Source organism: Pseudoroseomonas cervicalis, from assembly GCF_030818485.1.
In the GTDB taxonomy this organism is placed as follows: Bacteria; Pseudomonadota; Alphaproteobacteria; order Acetobacterales; family Acetobacteraceae; genus Pseudoroseomonas; species Pseudoroseomonas cervicalis_A.
On sequence record NZ_JAUTAJ010000002.1, the window covers coordinates 408,857 to 425,030 of the forward strand.

Genomic DNA, 16,174 nt, shown 5'->3' on the forward strand with positions numbered 1-16,174 from the left:
AAATGAGGGACCAAACATGGCCCGGCCCCGCAAGCCGACCCATCTGAAGGTGGTCGCCGGCACGGAGCGGCCTTCTCGCGTCAATAAGGCCGAGCCCAAGCCCCGCCGGAAGCCGCCTGCGCCTCCTTCGCATCTGAGCGATAAAGCGCGTGAAGCGTGGGCTGCTGTCTCGGTGCTGCTCGACCGCATGGGCGTGCTGACCGAGGCCGATGGGATGGCCGTCGAGGGGCTTTGCGAAGCCTATGCCGACCTCTATGCGGCTCGCGAGGCCCTCTCTGCGCGGGGCGGCCTGACCTACGAGACTGTGAGCCAGACCGGCGCGGTGATGCACCGCCCTTATCCGGAGGTTTCGATGATCGCTGACGCGGATCGTCGCTTCCGTATGTGGCTGGCATCGGTGGGCCTGACGCCGGCCGATCGTTCCAAGGTGGCGGGCGAGCCTGTCGCAGAAGAGAGCCCGTGGGATCAGCTGGGCGTGGTGTGACGCCTCCGGGCGTTGCCGAGGCTATCGCCTACGCTGAGGATGTGGTTGCCGGCCGGGTGGTGGCTGCTGAGCTGGTCGGGCTCGCGGCGAAGCGCTTCCTGGGCGATCTCGAGGCGTCTGATGCCGGCGGCCCGTGGGAGTTTAGGGCGGACCTGGCCGAGCGGGCGATGGTCTTCGCCGGGCTGCTGCCGAACATCAAGGGCCCGGAGGCCGGCCAGCCGCTGCGCCTCATGGCATGGCAGCGGTTCATCTTCGCTAACCTCTTCGGCTTCGTGGAGCGTGGAGGGACGACGCGGCGCTTTCGACAGGGCACCGTTTACGTGCCTCGCGGTAATGGCAAGACCAGCCTCGCGGCGCCGATCGCGCTGTACCTGACGTTCCTGGATGGCGAGGGTGGTGCCGAGGGCTATGCGGCGGCGGTCTCTCGGGACCAGGCGCGGATCCTATGGGACACTGCGCGCGAGATGGTGCGCCGCAGCCCCGATTTCCGGGCTCGGTGCGGCATTCAGGTTGCGGCACATTCGATCTACCAGCCGAAGACGGCTTCCAAGTTCGTCGCCGTATCGTCCGACGCCAAGGCTCTGGACGGCCTAAATGTGCAGGCGGCGGTCTGCGATGAGATCGGCTCGCACCGGACGAGCCACGTCTACGACGTGCTGCTGACGGCGATGGGCAAGCGCAAACATCCCATGCTGATCAACATCAGCACGGCGACGGGCAACAACTCGGGCATCGGCAAGCAGCTGTGGGATTACGCGGTACGGGTGCTGCGAGGGCAGCAGGAAGACGACCGCCTCTTTGCTCTGATCTACACCATCGACGAAGGGGATGACCCCTGGGACGAGGCGGTATGGATCAAGGCCAACCCGTCCTGGGGTCAGGCGGTCCAGCCGGACGCAATCCGCGCCATCATGCGGCAGGCCAGGAACAACCCGGCGCAGGAAGCCGCGGCGAAGACGCGCCACCTCAACGTCTGGGTCGGCGCTGACGACGCCCTCTTCAGCACCCGGGCTTGGCGCTCCTGTTCTGACGAGGCGCTGACGCTGGACATGATGGAGGGGCAGCCCTGTCACATCGGGGTTGACCTCGCCAGCAAGACCGACTTGGCCGCTGTGTCTTTCGCCTTTCCTGGGACCGATCGCGAGGGGCGCCCAAGCTACACCGTCTTCTCTCGCTGTTACCTCAATGAGGCGGCGGTTCTGGAAGCCCGCAACGCGTCTTATCCGGGCTGGGCGGCGGAAGGCCACATCGTGGTTACGCCTGGCAATGAGACCGACATGGGCGCCATCGAGGCCGACATCCGACAGATGGCGGCCCGCTTCGACGTGCGTTCCGTGGCCTTTGACCCCTGGGGCGCGACGCAGATGCGTCAGGCGCTGGCCGCGGATGGCCTGCCTGTCATCGACTTCCATATGCGCACCTCGAACCTGAGCGAGCCGACCAAGGAGCTGGAAGCTGCGATGGCTTCGGGCCGCCTTCGGCACGACGGGAACCCGGTGCTGGAGTGGTGCATCGGCAACGTGGTCGGCCACTACGATGCGCGGGCCAACGTGTTTCCGCGCAAATCGCGCCCGGAACAAAAGATTGACGCGGCCATGGCGCTGATCATGGCGATCGGCAGGGCGATGCAGGACGAGGGGGGCGCAGACTTGAGTGGCTTCCTCTCGAACCCGGCCTTCGCATGAAAGGCTGGCTCACCAAGGCCATCCTGTCTCTGGGCAGGTCGTTCGGCCTCTCCGATCCTCGCTTGTCGCTCTACCTGGGCGGCGCGGACAGCTACAGCGGGCGGACAGTGACGGTCGACTCTGCCCTGCAGATCGCGACTGTGTGGGCCTGCGTGCGTCTGCTGTCGGAAACCATCGCGACCCTACCGCTGGGCGTCTATGAGCGGGACAGCAATGGGCGCAGGACGCCGGCGCGAGACCATTCGCTCTACGCCCTGCTGCATGACCAGCCCAACGCGGACATGACCGCGGCGGAGTTCTGGCAGGCGATGATGGCTTGCGTGCTGCTGTGGGGCAACGCTTACGCCCGGAAGGAGATGATGGGCGACCGGCTGGTCGCCCTGAGTATCCTCCGGCCTGAGCAGATGGTGGTGCGCCGGGCGAAGAACGGCGAGTTGACCTACGTCTACTCGGATGCGCGCGACGGCACGCGCGAGATGGGCGAGGCCGAGGTCTTCCACATCAAAGGCTTCAGTCTGGACGGCCTGGTTGGCCTCTCTCCGATCGCTCAGGCACGGCACACCCTTGGCCTGGCGATGGCGGCGGATGAAGCGGCCGGCAAGCTCTACTCCAACGGCCTGCGCAGCAGCGCGGTCATGGAGGCCCCGCACACTCTGACGCCGGCGCAGCGGAAGGACGCCGATGCGTGGCTCGAGCGGTTCCGCGAGGCGCAGAACGCCGGGAAGATCCCGCTCGTCGAGGCTGGGTTCGTCTACAAGTCCATCAGCCTGAGCCCTGCTGATGCACAGATGATGCAGGTCATGGCCGTCTCGGTCGAGCAGATCTGCAGCTGGTATGGCGTGCCGCCCTTCATGGTCGGCCACACCGAGAAGACGACGAGCTGGGGCACGGGGCTCGAACAGCAGAACATCCGCTTCCTGACCTACTCGCTGCGTCCCTACCTGACGAAGATCGAGCAGGCTGTGAAGCGGTCGCTCATCTCGCCCCAGGATCGCTCTCGCTACTACGCCGAGTTCAACCTCGAGGGCCTGCTGCGCGCCGACAGCGCCGGCCGCGCCGCCCTCTACGCCACCTTCGCGCAGAACGGCGTGATGACGCGCAACGAGATGCGCGAGCGCGAGAACCTGGAGCCTTTGGCCGGCGGCGACGTGCTGACCGTCCAGTCCAACCTGCTGCCCCTGGAGATGCTGGGCCACAACGGCGGACCGCCGCTTGGGAGTGACGAATGATCGACCGTTTCTTCGCGCCCCTGGAGGTGAAGCTGGCCGGGGACAGCCTGGCCGGGGAGCTTGAGGGCTACGGCAGCGTGTTCGGGAACACGGACAGCCATGGCGACATGGTGGTTCCTGGCGCCTTCACGGCCTCCCTGGCGCGGCACAAGGCGGCTGGCACCATGCCCGCGATGTTCGTGCAGCACGGCCCCGCGATGGGCGGCGATCCGCTGCCGGCGGGCGTGTGGACCGAGGCGACCGAAGACGGCAGGGGCCTGCGACTCAAAGGCCGGCTGTCCGCCCTCGACACCGACTATGGCCGCCGCGTGCGTGCGCTGGTGGGTGATGGGGCGCTCAAGGGCCTGTCCATCGGCTATCGCGTCTCTGCGAATGGCGCGGCCTATGGCCGCAAGCCGGGCGAGCCGCGCCGCACCCTCAAGGCGGTGGATCTCGTCGAGATTTCGCTCGTCACAGCGCCCAGCAACCAGCTCGCCGCGGTGGACAGCATCAAGTCGGCGCTGGATTCCGGCGCCCTTCCGACCCTTCGCGAGTTCGAGGAGTTCCTGCGGGAGCGGGGATTCTCTCGGTCGCAGGCCACGCAGATCGCCGAGCGTGGCTTCAAGAGCCTAATCGCCCGGGAGGGCGCAGAGGGTGAGGCGAGCATCCAACCTGATGAGGCCAAGGCGCTCGCGGATCTCCGCGAGACGCTGCGTGCCTTCACCCTCTGAGGACACCCCACATGGCGGACATCGACCTCGGCCAGCTCGCGACGGAGCTGAAGGCCGCGACCGACAGCGTGAAGAAGCACGCTGAGACCACGATGACCGAGCTGAAGAACCTGGGCAAGGTGACGGAGGAGACCAAGGCCTCCGCCGACAGGGCCCTGGCCGAAATGAACGCCATCTCTGCCCGCATGACTGAGGTGGAGCAGAAGATGGCTCGCCGGGGCGGTGACGGGCGGCCGGATGAGCCGCAAACCATCGGCGAAATGGTTCTCGGCAGCGACGATGTGAAGGCGGCCCTTGCGCAGCGTGACCTGTTCAAGGGCCGCGTCTCGGTCGAGGTCAAGGCGATCACGTCTGCCGCGACCACTGTCGGTTCTGGCGTCTCCGGCACAACTTCTCTGGTTCCGGCGGATCGTCGCCCCGGCATGATTATGCTGCCCGACCGCCGCCTGACCGTCCGCGATCTGCTCATGCCTGGCCGCACCACCAGCGGCGTCATCGAGTATCCGAAGGAGACGCTATTCACCAACAATGCGGCCCCGGTGGCCGAGACGGCGCAGAAGCCTGAGAGCAACATGACCTTCGAGCAGGTGACCACGCCTGTCCGTGTCATCGCGCATTGGGTCGCCGCCTCGAAGCAGATCCTCTCCGACGCGCCGATGCTGCAGAGCTACATCGACGGTCGTCTGCGCTACGGCCTGGCCTTCAAGGAGGAGCAGCAGCTGCTGACCGGCGACGGCACCGGCCAGAACCTGCTTGGCATCATGCCGCAGGCGACCACCTTTGCCGCCCCGGCCGGTGCGCCCACCACCACGACCCACATCGACAAGCTCCGTGTCGCGCTGCTGCAGGCCGCCCTCGCGGAGTATCCGTCCACTGGCATGGTGCTGAACCCGATCGACTGGACCACGATCGAGCTCACCAAGGACACCACCGGCCAGTATATCATCGGCAACCCGCAGGGCACCCTGGCGCCCACGCTGTGGGGCCTGCCGGTCGTGGCCACGCAGGCGATGGCGCAGAACAACTTCCTGGTCGGCGCCTTCCGCCTTGGTGCGCAGATCTTCGATCGCTGGGATGCGACGGTCCTGATCAGCACGGAGAACGCGGACAACTTCGTGAAGAACATGGTGACGATCCTGGCCGAGGAGCGCCTGGGCCTCGCGGTCTACCGGCCGCAGGCCTTCGTGAAGGGCACCCTCGTCACGGCGTGACGCCACGGGCGGCGCTGACTGGCGCCGCCCTCTCTCACCATCCGATGGAGGACATCATGGCCGACACCGTGAAGGTGCGCAGCGTGACCGTGTTCGAGGATTCCGAGACCGGGAAGTGGCGCAGCGAGGGCGATGAGTGGAGCGTGAGCCCGTCTCGCGCTGCGGAGCTGCGGGCCAACGGCCTCGTCGCGCCCGAGAAGGCTGAGAAGGCCGCACCTCCGCCCGCCGAGGATCCGGCCGACGAGCCCAAGGCCAAGGGGCGCCGCTGATGCGCCGCAGGCTGCTCGCCGCTCTGGGGCTGCTCTGCGCTGCTGGCGCCGGCGCCGCTGTGGCACAGGGTGGCTTCCTGCCCTGGCAGCAGCCGGACGGCACGCAGATCCAGGGCGTGGTGCTTAACTGCGTCACCACCGGCCGGACGGCCACGCCGTGCGGCACGTCTACCTCCCCCCTGCTGACGGCGCCGGCCACAAGTGCGGCTCAGCCCGTGAGCGGTAGCGTCTCCGTGTCCAATTTCCCGGCAACCCAGCCGGTGAGCGGCTCGGTGTCGGTGTCCAACCTGCCGGCCACGCAGCAGGTCGCTGGCACGGTCTCGGTGGGCAATTTCCCCGCCGCCGCGGCGCCGCTCCCGAACCGTGGCGTGGCCACGGCCTGCACCGGGGCCGGCAGCATTGGCACGACCTCGACGGCCGTCTGCGTCGCGGGCGCCGGCCGGCTCTACCTGGCTCTGCAGAACCAGAGCGACACGGCGGTGATCTACTGCAACCTGATGGGCGGGGCCGCGACCGCTGGCCCGCCCTCCCGCAAGCTGATGCCCAATGCCAGCCTGGTGCAGGGCCACAGCGGCGGCGGCTTCGTGACCACCGCGGCCATCAACTGCATCTCCACGGCAGCGGCGACCCCGCTCTCGGCGGAGGTGGTGCAGTGATCCGCGCCGCGCTCCTGGCTGCGGCGCTCCTGGCGTCGACCGGCCTCACCGCACAGGAGATCACGCAGAACGGCATGGTGGCCGGCGCTCCCATGGCTCACGGCACCGCGGTCGTCTCCTACACCTCGGCCACCTTGGCGGTGGGTAAGGCGACTGCGACCGTGGCCGTCCCCGGGGTGCTAGTCGGCGATCTGGTCTTCGTCAGCGCCGATGGCACAGCAGGCATCTCTGTTGGATCGGTGCTCAATCCCATCGCTGATGTGGTCTCTGCTGGCCAGGTGCGCATTACCTGGAACACGCCCGGCCTCGCCGCAGTGAGCCTGGGCACGGTGAGCCTGCGCTTCCGCTGGATGCGGTTCCCCCCGTGACGCTCCGCCTCATCACCCCGCCGACGCAGCGGCCCATCGATCTGGACATCGCTCGCCAGCACCTGCGCCAGGACAGCGGCGCCGATGACGTGATGATTGAGCTGTACCTCGCGGCAGCGGTCCAGTCCGTGCAGGACATGACGGGGCGGGCCCTTCTCCCGCAGACCTGGGAATACCGACTGGACGTGCCGGCGGGCTGCGTGTCCCAGCCTCTACAGATCCCCCTCGCCCCGCTGCTGTCGGTCGAGAGCGTCATGCTTGATGGCGTGGCCGTGGCCCCTGATGCCTATGGCGCGGTGATGCCATCCGGCCCCACCTGCGGCCGCGGATTCCTGGACCTTGGTGACGCCTCTGGCGCGGCGGTGATCCGCTTCCGGGCAGGCTATGAGGCGCCTCAGATGGTGCCGGCGGCCCTCCAGGCTGCCGTCCTCCTGGCGCTGGGTTCGCTCTATGAGAACCGCGAGGCCGAGGCCGAGAAAAGCGGCACCACTGCCCGGATGCTGGCCGAGAATCCCGCCTACATGCGGCTGCTGCGGCCGTACATGCTGATCGGCTGAGGCCATGGTCTCCATCGGCGAGATGCGCCACTCGGTGCTGCTGGAGAAGAGGCAGAGCGAGCCGGCGGCCAACCTGGGCGTGACGCACGTCTTCAGAGCGATCGGCGATGCCTGGTGCAAGATCGAGGGTGTCGGCTCGGCGACCTATCAGGACGGCGTCCAGATCGGGGAGCGGATCACCCACCGCATCACCATGCGCTACCGGCAGCGGCAGGACTTCGACCACATCAGCCGCGGCGACCAGCGTTTTCGGGTGCAGCGCATGCGCGACCCGGACGGCACGCGCCGCCGGCTGGTGGTTGAGGCGGAAGAGATCCTGCCCGGGATCGATGATGTATGAGCCTGCGCATCAAGGTCGAGGGCGGCGGCGCCTTCCTGCAGATGCAGATCGCGGGCCAGCAACTCGACAAGGCCGTGCAGGACGAGGTCCGGAAACTGGCTCGCGAAGGCCGGCAGGCTGCGGTTGCGGCGATCCGCGGGGCGAAGTCCGGCCGAAAGTACGGCGCCCAGTCGAGCCGCTCCTACTACCGCCGCGTGCGGCAGGAGGTGACGGTCTTCGGGGGCAAGCAGGCCAAAGTCACGCGCAATGTGCGGCAGACCAAGGCGACCAAGGCTTACACCGCCTCAGCCCCTGGTGAGGCGCCGGCGGTCCTAACCGGGACGCTGCTCCGCGCCATCCGCACCAAGTTCCCCCGTTCCCAGAAGGGCTATGGGGCCAAGGTCTTCGCCTATCGCGGCACGGCCTACTACCGGCATTTCCTCGAGTTCGGGACCTCCAGCGGCCTGGCCAAGCGCCCCCTCTGGTCGCCGATCCAGGAGCGCCTCGAGGCCCAGCTTGAGAGCCGGCTGCTGACGGCGGTGGATCGCTTCGTAAGGGAGTTCTGATGCGTCCCAGCCTCATCATCCCTCGGCTCCGCGAGATGTGCCCGATCTTCGAGGGGCGTGTGGCGGGCGCCGCAGAGTACCCGGCCGCTGTCGATGATTCCGGCGGCATGAAGGTTCCACATGCCTTCGTCATTCCGCTCGGAGATTCGGCGACGGGCGAAGTGCAGATCAGCGCGCTCGATATAGAGCTCGAGGTGCCATTCGCAGTAGCGGTGTGCGTCTCGAATCTTGCTGACGAACGCGGTCAAGCTGGGGTTGAGGCTGTGTGGGACATTCGCGCCCAGCTGCTTCGCGCGCTGGTTGGCTGGCAGCCTGCAGAGGGTATGGGGACGATCCTCTACCGCGGCATGCCGGACAATCCGGCCCTGACCCGTTCCCGGATGTGGATGCAGTTCGACTTCCACGCCCTCGAATACACCGCCTCCGCCGCCTGACGCGGCGGCCTTTCCCACAATCTGAACGTAGGAGACGCCGCCATGCCCGTTGGCGCGCAGGGATCTGCTGTCAAAATCTACACCAAGCAGGAGACCACGGAGGGCGTGCTGCCCACCGGCAACTGGGACCAGATCCCGGTCTTCAATTTCGGCCTGATGGAGAGCCAGGACCTAGTCCAGGACTTCATCCTGTCCGCGGCCCCGAACCGCGATGCCGCGGACCCATTCCTGAACCTGCTGCGCGTGCAGGGCGACGTTCGGGTGCCGATCGAGAGCGTGCACATCGGCCGCTGGCTGAAGCTGCTGCTCGGCTCGCCGACCACCAGCGGCACGACCAACTTCACCCACCTGTTCAAGTCGGGTTCGGTGGCCCTGCCGAGCAACGCTTTCGAGAAGGCGTTCACGGACATCGGCCGGTATCACACCTACCTCGGTGCCCGGGCGAACACTCTGCAGGTCAGCATCGACCCGGAAGGTGCCGCGGAGGCGACCATCGGCATGATGGCGCTCGCTGCGCCTGGCCGCACCGGGGCGAGCTCCGGCGGCACGCCCGTGGTGACCCCCTTCACCCGATTCTTCAAGCCGCAGGGCTCGATCAAGCGAGGCGGCACGACCCTGGCGGCTGTCACCGGCGGCTCTTTCACCTTCTCCAACGGCATGGAGCTGGTGGCCACTGTGCGCGATGACCTGCGCATGGAGGGTGTCGACTTCGGCCAGTCCACGGCCGAGGGGACGGTGAATGTCCGATACACGGATGACACCCTGAACACGGCAGCGACAAGCAACACCCCGGCCAGCATGGAATACCTGCTGACCATCAACGCCAACCTGTCGCTGTCCTTCCTGTTCCCGCGCGTCTTCCTGCAGCGCGCCGGAGTCCCGGTGGAAGGCCCGACCGGCACGACCGCCGCCCACACCTTCCGCGCGGCCTACGACAGCACGGCTCAGTGCCTGATGCAGGTCACCCTCAAGAACCAGACCGCGACCTACTGAGCGAGGCCCAGCATGTTCCGACTCACCCTCTCCACGGCCCCGCGCTGGCTGGAGCTTTCGCATGGCATCCGGGTCGAGGTGCGCCCGCTGACGACGGCCATCGTCGAGGCCGCGGCAGCCGAGGCCCTGAAGCGCGTGGCCGCCATCCAGGTCGAGGCACAGGCGGCCGAAAAGGCCGGCCAGCCGCTCGATAGCACCGCCTTCAACGGGGCCAACTCGTCGGCGCTGGATGGCATGTGGAATCAGCACCGCGCCGAGGCACTCGCCCGCTATGGCATCATCCGCTGGGAGGGCCTGGCGGGGGATGACGGCGGCCCGCTACCGGTCTCCCCGGCTGCGATCGAGGCCTTCGCGGCCCATCCGGTCCTAGCGAAGGAGTTCATCAAGCTCTACGCGCAGCCGGTCAACGAGGTGGTCGAGGAGGGAAACGGCTCCGCGCCCTCCTCCGATGGCAGCACCGAGGGGGCGGAGAGCACTGCGGAAGCTGTCCCGGACGGCCAGACGGAGAGCGCGGCCCCCGATGCGGAGCCTGCCCCAGCGTCGCCGAAGCGCCGTGCAGCCCAGAAGGATGGGCGGTCCTGAAGGCTGTGACGGCCGCTCTGCACTATGGCGGCATGGGACCGCCGACCGTGGATGCCGGCGGCGCCCTCGCCCTCGCCCAGGCCGGCGGAGTGGAGCCGGGGGTGGCGCTGGAGCTGATCGCCGCGGCCACGAATGGGGTGATCTTGGGGGCGGCGGATCGGGATCGGGAGAAGAGGGGCTAGCGACGAGTTCCTAGAATAGTCGTCGTGTTCCCTTCGTAGAATAGGCTCCCCTGCATTTCATCGCCGCAGTTCTCGAACGAGCGATTCCCGGCCGTGCAGTTCGCCACCCGCATGATGCGCATTCGGATCGGGCTCTGGCATGGTCCGCTCAGATAGATGTTCGTCTTGCGGCTTCGACCAGGTTCGACTTCCTGGAAAAAGACCCGGGTCACCTCCTCTCTGCTACCGCGGGTCACCTCTGCCGTAGCCGAGATGATATCAAGGTGAAAATCGGTCGAGTTGGTGATCTGCAGCTCGATAGTACATCCACCGCGATCATCAGAAGCGTATCCGCTAAGTCGAAGTGACTGCGCGGATAGCTTATCCGGCACAATTACGGCCGCCAAGCAAGCAACAACAAATAATCTCATCACCGTTTCCTTGCTCCGGAGGGATGACCGCACATGGCCACTCGCGCGATCACCCTATCTCTTTCGGTTCGCGATGCCGATACGGTCCGTCGCGAGCTCGAAAAGATCGGGCCGGCGGGTGAGGAGGCGATCCGCCGCCTGGATGCCGCGGCGCAGAAAGCGGCGACAGGCAACGGGGGGCTTAGGGGAGTCTCTGGTGCGGCCAACGAGCTGCAATCATCGCTGGCGAACCTTGCCAGCCGGGCGGGCCCGGTCGGCTCGGCCCTGTCGGGCCTTGGCGGTGCGGGTTTGGCGGCAGCAGCTGGCCTTGGTGCGCTGACGCTTGGTCTATCCCAGGTGGCGCGGGCCGGCGATGAGATGGTGGCCAACCTGAGCCGCATCCGGGTTGCGACGGGCAGTATTGAAAGCGCGCGGCAGGTCTACGAGCAGCTCTACCAGATTAGCCTACAGACTGGGCAGGCCGTCGCCGATAGCGCAGGGCAGTTTGCCCGGTACAGCATCGCCGCTCGTCAGATCGGCGCGACCAACGACGAGGTCGTGAGGCTGGTGTCCGGCGTCCAGCGTGCCGCGACGCTGATGGGCGCGACTGCGCAGGAAGCTTCGGGCGCTTCAATCCAGCTGGGTCAGGCGCTAGCCTCGGGGGTTCTCCAAGGCGAGGAACTCCGTTCGCTGATGGAGAACTTGCCCAATCTTGCCGAACAACTGGCCAAAGAACTCGGCGTCGGCATGGGCGAGCTGCGCAAGATGGGGTCGGAGGGCGAGCTCACCGCCGACCGAGTCTTCCCGGCCCTTCTGCGCGCCAGCCAGAATCTAAACGCCGAATACGAGAAGATGCCCGTGACGATGTCGCGGGCTTTCGATCAGCTGCAGGTGGCGAGCCAGGGATTCCTCGCCCGCCTGGACGAGGCGCTGGGTCTATCGCAAGGCATTGCTCGGGCGCTGGGTTCTGCTGCACAGGCGCTGAATGGATTGCGCGACCGCATTCCGACGGAAGCCAGCCGCGCCAATGACAGGACCGAGCAGCTCAACACAGAGATCAAGTCTCTGCGTGATCGCATTGCTCTGCTAGCTCCAAGTGGCGAGACCGAAGTCAGGGCGACGCCACGCCGCGGCGGCATCTCGTCGCAGCTCCAGGTCATCGGCGCGAACAACGCCGGCGACGACATGCTAGCCAATCTGCGCGAGCAGTTGGCGGAGCGCGAGCGCGAGTTGCAGCGACACGCTCAGCGTCAGATCGACATCGCGACCGATGGCTACATTCGCGAGAACGAAGAAGCCGTTGCCGCCGGAGAGCGTGCGGCTCAAGGTCGCCGGGAGCGCTCCCAGAAGGAGATCGAGGAACTCCGCACCCAAATCGACCAGCGCTACAAGGTCCAGCAGGAGTATCAGGCGCGCGTCGAGCGCATCAACCGCGCCCGGGCCAACAATGCGATTACTGCTGTCGACGCCGAAAAGCTCCTGCAGCAAGCGGCCGACCAGCGCGACGAAGCCCTTAAGCGCGCCGCGGGCACGCAGCGGGAGACGCGCAACGAAGAGATGGAACTCATCAGCGACCTTGTGAAAGAACAAGGGAAGCTGATCGAGCAGACCGAGAGGGAGCGTCAGGCCGCTTGGGAGCGCTCCCAGGAGGTCACCAAGGGTTACGAGGACAATCTCGCCGTCATCCAGCGCGAGACCGAACTCGTCGGCGCGTCGGTCGAGCAGCGCGAGGTTGAGCTTGCGATCCTGCGCGAGACACAGCGGCTGAAGAAGGAGCAGATCGAGCCGGATAGCGAGGAAGGCCGACGGCGGCTCGATCTGGTCACACAGATTGCCAAGGGCAATGTCGCGCTTCGCCAGCAGCGTGATTCCATCGAAGAGCTAGGCCGCATCGGCGAGAACGTGTTCGACCGCCTGGGCGATTCCATGGTGGACGCGTTCATCCGCGGCGAGGGCAAGGCGGTCAACTTCGGGAACGTGCTCCGCGGTATCGCGGCTAGCGCTCTGGCTGACTTCGCCAAGCTGGCACTGTGGAACCCGATCCGGAACAGCCTGTTTGGGGCGAATGCCGGGACGCTGTCTTCTGCTTTTGGCGGCGGCGGCAGCAAGTCGGGCGGCACCGATCTCCTGAGCCTGGTCAGCAGCGGGCGGAGCGTTTTCAGCGCATGGGGCAATGGCTCGATCTCTTCGGGCCTGGACGCCTGGGGCGCGGCGAACCTCGGCTTCCTGGGGTTCTCTGCCCCGACGATGGCCAACTTCGCCAACCCGGCCTCGCTGGCGGCAACCACAACTTCCGAGCTGTACGCGGCCCTCCCCGCGCTTCCTGGGGCCACGGCTGCGCCTGTCGCGCTGCCGGGCCTGATGAACGGCGGAAGCCTGTTGGGCGGGTTCTCCTCGCTGTCGAATGTGCTGGGCATCGCTGGCGCGGCGCTGCCGGGGCTGATGTCCGGCAACTATGCCCAGGCCGGGATGGGCGTGGGTGGCGCGGCGCTTGGGACCATGATCCTGCCGGGCATCGGGACCATTGTCGGTGGAACGCTGGGCAATCTTGTCGGCGGCCTGTTTGGCGGCGGCAAGACGGCCAACCCTGCCTCCTCTGTGCAGATCGGCGTCGACGACAATGGCCAGCTGACGGTGCTGGGCAGCAAGTCCAAGCATATGTCTGCCGAGGAGGGCCTGGCTCAGACCAAGCAGGCTCTGGATGGCCTGAACGCTGCCATTTCAGGCCGCGGGCTCTCCCTGACCTCGACGAATGGCGAGGTGGTCGCGAACACCTACCAGGGCAAGGATGCGTGGCGTAACGAGGACGCCCAGCGCAGCATGACGCAGGCGATCCTTGAGCGGCTGACCGGCGGCTCCGAGAGCGTCATGGCCGTGGTGGCGAACGAGATTGCCAAGGGCGCCGAGGCAAATCTGGATACAGCCTTTGGCAATATCGATTGGGTTCGGACGGTCTATGAGCCGCTGTCCAGCACAAAGGAAGCCTCTGGCACGCTGCAGCAGGCGCTGGATGCGCTGAACAAGACCTTTGGCGACGCAGACACGAAGGCCAAGGAGCTTGGCCTGTCCACGACCGACCTCTCGGCCAATCTGGCGAAGGCGGCCGAGGCGGCCCGGACTGAGGTGCGCAGCCAGTACTGGCAACTTTCGCGGACAGCCGAAGGGCGCGGCTACGTCAATGACGTGGAGGGCGTGCGGAATTTCTACCGCGCCAACTTCGACAACTTCACGAAGGCCGGCGTCGACGCTGATGCTCTCTATCAGAGCCAGTTGCGGAACGTTCTCAGCCAGCTGACCGGCGAGCAGCTCACCGATGTCATGAACAGCTTCCGCGGCGTCGATGACGCGGCCAGCAACGTTGCCGCTGAGCTGCTGCGTCTGGGGCAGACCGCAGACGCCGCGGCCACGGCCCAGGAGCGCCGCGCGGCTGAGCAGGAGGCGGCCGGCGCGATCTCGTCGCTGTCCGACTATGCCCGCAGCCTCAGCTATGGCGAGGGCAGCACGCTCTCGGCGCGGCAGCAGTATGAGGCGGCGACCAGCCAATTCAATGCGGTTGCGGGGGCTGCTGTCGCTGGGGATGCAAACAGCATCCGGCGTTTCCAGGAGTTCGCGGACCAGTACCTTGCAACCTCGCGCAGCATCAACGGCTCGGGCAGCGCCTATGCCCAGGACCGGGATCGCGTCCTGGCTCTGCTTGGGCAGATCGGGGAATCGTCTCCGGAGAACCTGGCCGAGACCTTCCGTAAGGGTCAGCAGGAGCAGACGGTGGCCCTGGTGGATGAGCTCCGCACTCTCCGGGATGAGGTAACGCGCCTCCGCCAGGAGCAGCAGCAGGCCAACGCCCGTGGCAGGGCGGCATGACCGCTGTCGGCCCCCGCATCTACCTGGCCGAGATCTCGGCTTATCGGCCTGGGCTGTCAGCCTACACCGGGCAGTTCGGGATCGGCTCGCGCCCTCACGGTGCCCTAGGGCCGGCTGCCCAGCAGCTGGAGGACATGCAGACCGTCCGCGCCTCGGATGCCGGCTATGTGTCGGAGGTCGTCGCCGGCGACGTGACCCGATATCCGCCGGTGCTGGTCGGCGACTGGGTGGTGGATCGGCACATCGAGCTTGATCCGACCTCGACCGCATCGCCGCTGACGGTGGGCAGCATCAGCCTTGCCAATGAGGACGGGCGTTTCGATCAGGTGGCGGCCGAGTATAGCCCGGACAGCCGAACGGTCCGGGTGCTGACGGGCCGGCGCAGCTATGACGCCGACCGTGGCTCTCTCGTTGACCCGCCGCTATCAGGCCTATCGCAGATCTTCGGCGGGCTGGCGGAGACGTGGCGCCTGTCGGAGGGGCAGCTTGTCGTCCCGCTGCGGGATGCCGCGGCATGGCTCGATCGCCCTTACCTGCAAAGCGTCTACGCGGGCACGGGGGGGCTGGCTGGATCTGCCGACATGGCGGGGCAGACCATCCCGCGGGCCCGGGGCGGTCAGTTCGCCAACCCCATCCGCGCCGTGAAGCCTGTACTGGTCGACGCGGTGAATCGCATCTACCAGTACAACGATGGCCCCGGGCAGGTGGTCCAGGTCTACGAGAATGCCGCGGCTGTCTTTACCAGCGCGGGCGACACCACAAACCTCTACTCGGGCTCGACGCCAAACGGGCAGTTCCGCACCGATAACTCAAAGGGGTTGTTCCAGCTCGGCAGTACTGCGATCGGGTTGGACGCCATCACAGCCGACGTGGTGGGCAATTTCCCGGTTGCGGGGGCGGCGTCCCAGATCACCAACATTGCGCGGCTGATGTTGACCGAGGATATGGCCATCCCGGCCAGTCTCATCGACACCAGCAGCTTCAGCGCCGCGACGGCCCTCACCCGGCGGGCTGGCTGGTACTGGCCGAGCGGCGACCAGAGCACGGCCGGCGAGGCGGTCTCGCAGATCCTGCGCGGTGCCGGCGCCAAGCTGGTGCCGGGTCGGGATGGGCGGCTGCGCATCCTGCTGATGGCGGGGGTGGCCTCGACCGCCACACCTGTCCGCAGCCTTGGCACAGCGCAGATTGTCGACCTGCGACCCAACTGGCTGAGCGCCCCCCTCGATCCGCCTGCCTATCGCTGGCGGGTGGGCTACCGGCGCAATCACACGGTACAGACTAGCGGCCTCAATGCCGGCCTGACGGACACTCAGCGCCGCGAGGCCGGCCAGGAATGGCGGCTGGGCGTCTGGTCGAGCGCAGACGTGCTCGCCGCCTACACGCGGCCCAGCAACCCTGACGTGGTGTCCACCGGCCTCCTGATTGAGAGCGAGGCCCAGGCGGCGGCGCAGGACATCGGAGCGCTCTGGGGCATGCGGCGGACCCTCTACGACGTGGATATACCGGAGGAAATCGCCATGACCATGGACCTTGGCGATGTGGTGCGGCTGACTTGGCCGGCGGCTGACCTGCGCAATGGCCGGCTGGGGCGCGTGGTCGGGGAGCAGATACGCACCTCCACGAGCATCATCACGCTGCAGGTGCTCGTCTGATGGGGGCGGTTTGGGGCTATCAGAGCA

General features: G+C 67.0%; 16 protein-coding genes. All 16 read left to right on the plus strand.

Going from position 1 to position 16,174, the window contains the following annotated elements; genetic code table 11:
- Positions 1-16: 16 nt before the first annotated feature.
- The 16 genes from QE401_RS02595 to QE401_RS02670 all read left to right on the plus strand — a co-directional run bounded on the left by QE401_RS02595 (position 17) and on the right by QE401_RS02670 (position 16,147).
- Complete coding sequence (locus QE401_RS02595) at positions 17-484, plus strand: phage terminase small subunit P27 family (RefSeq protein WP_307136698.1); 468 nt, start codon at positions 17-19, stop codon at positions 482-484.
- Complete coding sequence (locus QE401_RS02600) at positions 481-2,169, plus strand: terminase large subunit (protein ID WP_307136699.1); 1,689 nt, start codon at positions 481-483, stop codon at positions 2,167-2,169. The genes QE401_RS02595 and QE401_RS02600 overlap by 4 nt, the downstream gene beginning before the upstream one ends.
- Positions 2,166-3,398 (plus strand): phage portal protein, encoded by a 1,233-nt coding sequence (locus QE401_RS02605; RefSeq protein WP_307136700.1) that lies wholly within the window; start codon positions 2,166-2,168, stop codon positions 3,396-3,398. The genes QE401_RS02600 and QE401_RS02605 overlap by 4 nt, the downstream gene beginning before the upstream one ends.
- Complete coding sequence (locus QE401_RS02610) at positions 3,395-4,108, plus strand: HK97 family phage prohead protease (RefSeq protein ID WP_307136701.1); 714 nt, start codon at positions 3,395-3,397, stop codon at positions 4,106-4,108. Before QE401_RS02605 ends, QE401_RS02610 begins: the two co-directional genes overlap by 4 nt.
- A gap of 11 nt (positions 4,109-4,119) precedes the next feature.
- Positions 4,120-5,319: a phage major capsid protein gene (locus QE401_RS02615; RefSeq protein WP_307136702.1), complete on the plus strand. Its 1,200-nt coding sequence runs from the start codon at positions 4,120-4,122 to the stop codon at positions 5,317-5,319.
- Positions 5,320-5,375: 56 nt separating this feature from the next.
- The gene (locus QE401_RS02620) at positions 5,376-5,588 is read left to right on the plus strand and encodes a hypothetical protein (RefSeq protein ID WP_307136703.1); all 213 of its coding nucleotides are present in this window, start codon (positions 5,376-5,378) and stop codon (positions 5,586-5,588) included.
- Positions 5,589-5,803: 215 nt separating this feature from the next.
- On the plus strand, positions 5,804-6,244 hold the full coding sequence (locus QE401_RS02625) for a hypothetical protein (protein WP_307136704.1): 441 nt from the start codon (positions 5,804-5,806) through the stop codon (positions 6,242-6,244).
- Positions 6,241-6,612 carry a hypothetical protein gene (locus QE401_RS02630; protein ID WP_307136705.1) on the plus strand — a complete coding sequence of 124 codons (372 nt, stop codon included), beginning with the start codon at positions 6,241-6,243 and terminating at the stop codon, positions 6,610-6,612. The genes QE401_RS02625 and QE401_RS02630 overlap by 4 nt, the downstream gene beginning before the upstream one ends.
- Positions 6,609-7,169 (plus strand): head-tail connector protein, encoded by a 561-nt coding sequence (locus QE401_RS02635; protein ID WP_307136706.1) that lies wholly within the window; start codon positions 6,609-6,611, stop codon positions 7,167-7,169. The genes QE401_RS02630 and QE401_RS02635 overlap by 4 nt, the downstream gene beginning before the upstream one ends.
- Positions 7,170-7,173: 4 nt before the next feature.
- A complete protein-coding gene (locus QE401_RS02640; protein ID WP_307136707.1) occupies positions 7,174-7,509 on the plus strand; it encodes a head-tail adaptor protein in 336 nt (111 codons plus the stop codon).
- Complete coding sequence (locus QE401_RS02645; RefSeq protein ID WP_307136708.1) at positions 7,506-8,054, plus strand: HK97-gp10 family putative phage morphogenesis protein; 549 nt, start codon at positions 7,506-7,508, stop codon at positions 8,052-8,054. The genes QE401_RS02640 and QE401_RS02645 overlap by 4 nt, the downstream gene beginning before the upstream one ends.
- Entirely contained in the window at positions 8,054-8,488 is a 435-nt protein-coding gene (locus QE401_RS02650; protein WP_307136709.1) for a phage tail terminator protein, read from the plus strand. Before QE401_RS02645 ends, QE401_RS02650 begins: the two co-directional genes overlap by 1 nt.
- A 42-nt stretch (positions 8,489-8,530) precedes the next feature.
- Positions 8,531-9,481, plus strand: a complete 951-nt coding sequence (locus tag QE401_RS02655) for a phage tail tube protein (protein WP_307136710.1) — start codon at positions 8,531-8,533, stop codon at positions 9,479-9,481.
- 12 nt (positions 9,482-9,493) lie between these two features.
- The gene (locus QE401_RS02660) at positions 9,494-10,063 is read left to right on the plus strand and encodes a hypothetical protein (protein ID WP_307136711.1); all 570 of its coding nucleotides are present in this window, start codon (positions 9,494-9,496) and stop codon (positions 10,061-10,063) included.
- Positions 10,064-10,688: 625 nt separating this feature from the next.
- Positions 10,689-14,495 (plus strand): tape measure protein, encoded by a 3,807-nt coding sequence (locus QE401_RS02665; RefSeq protein ID WP_307136712.1) that lies wholly within the window; start codon positions 10,689-10,691, stop codon positions 14,493-14,495.
- Complete coding sequence (locus QE401_RS02670; protein WP_307136713.1) at positions 14,492-16,147, plus strand: hypothetical protein; 1,656 nt, start codon at positions 14,492-14,494, stop codon at positions 16,145-16,147. Before QE401_RS02665 ends, QE401_RS02670 begins: the two co-directional genes overlap by 4 nt.
- Positions 16,148-16,174: the final 27 nt, after the last annotated feature.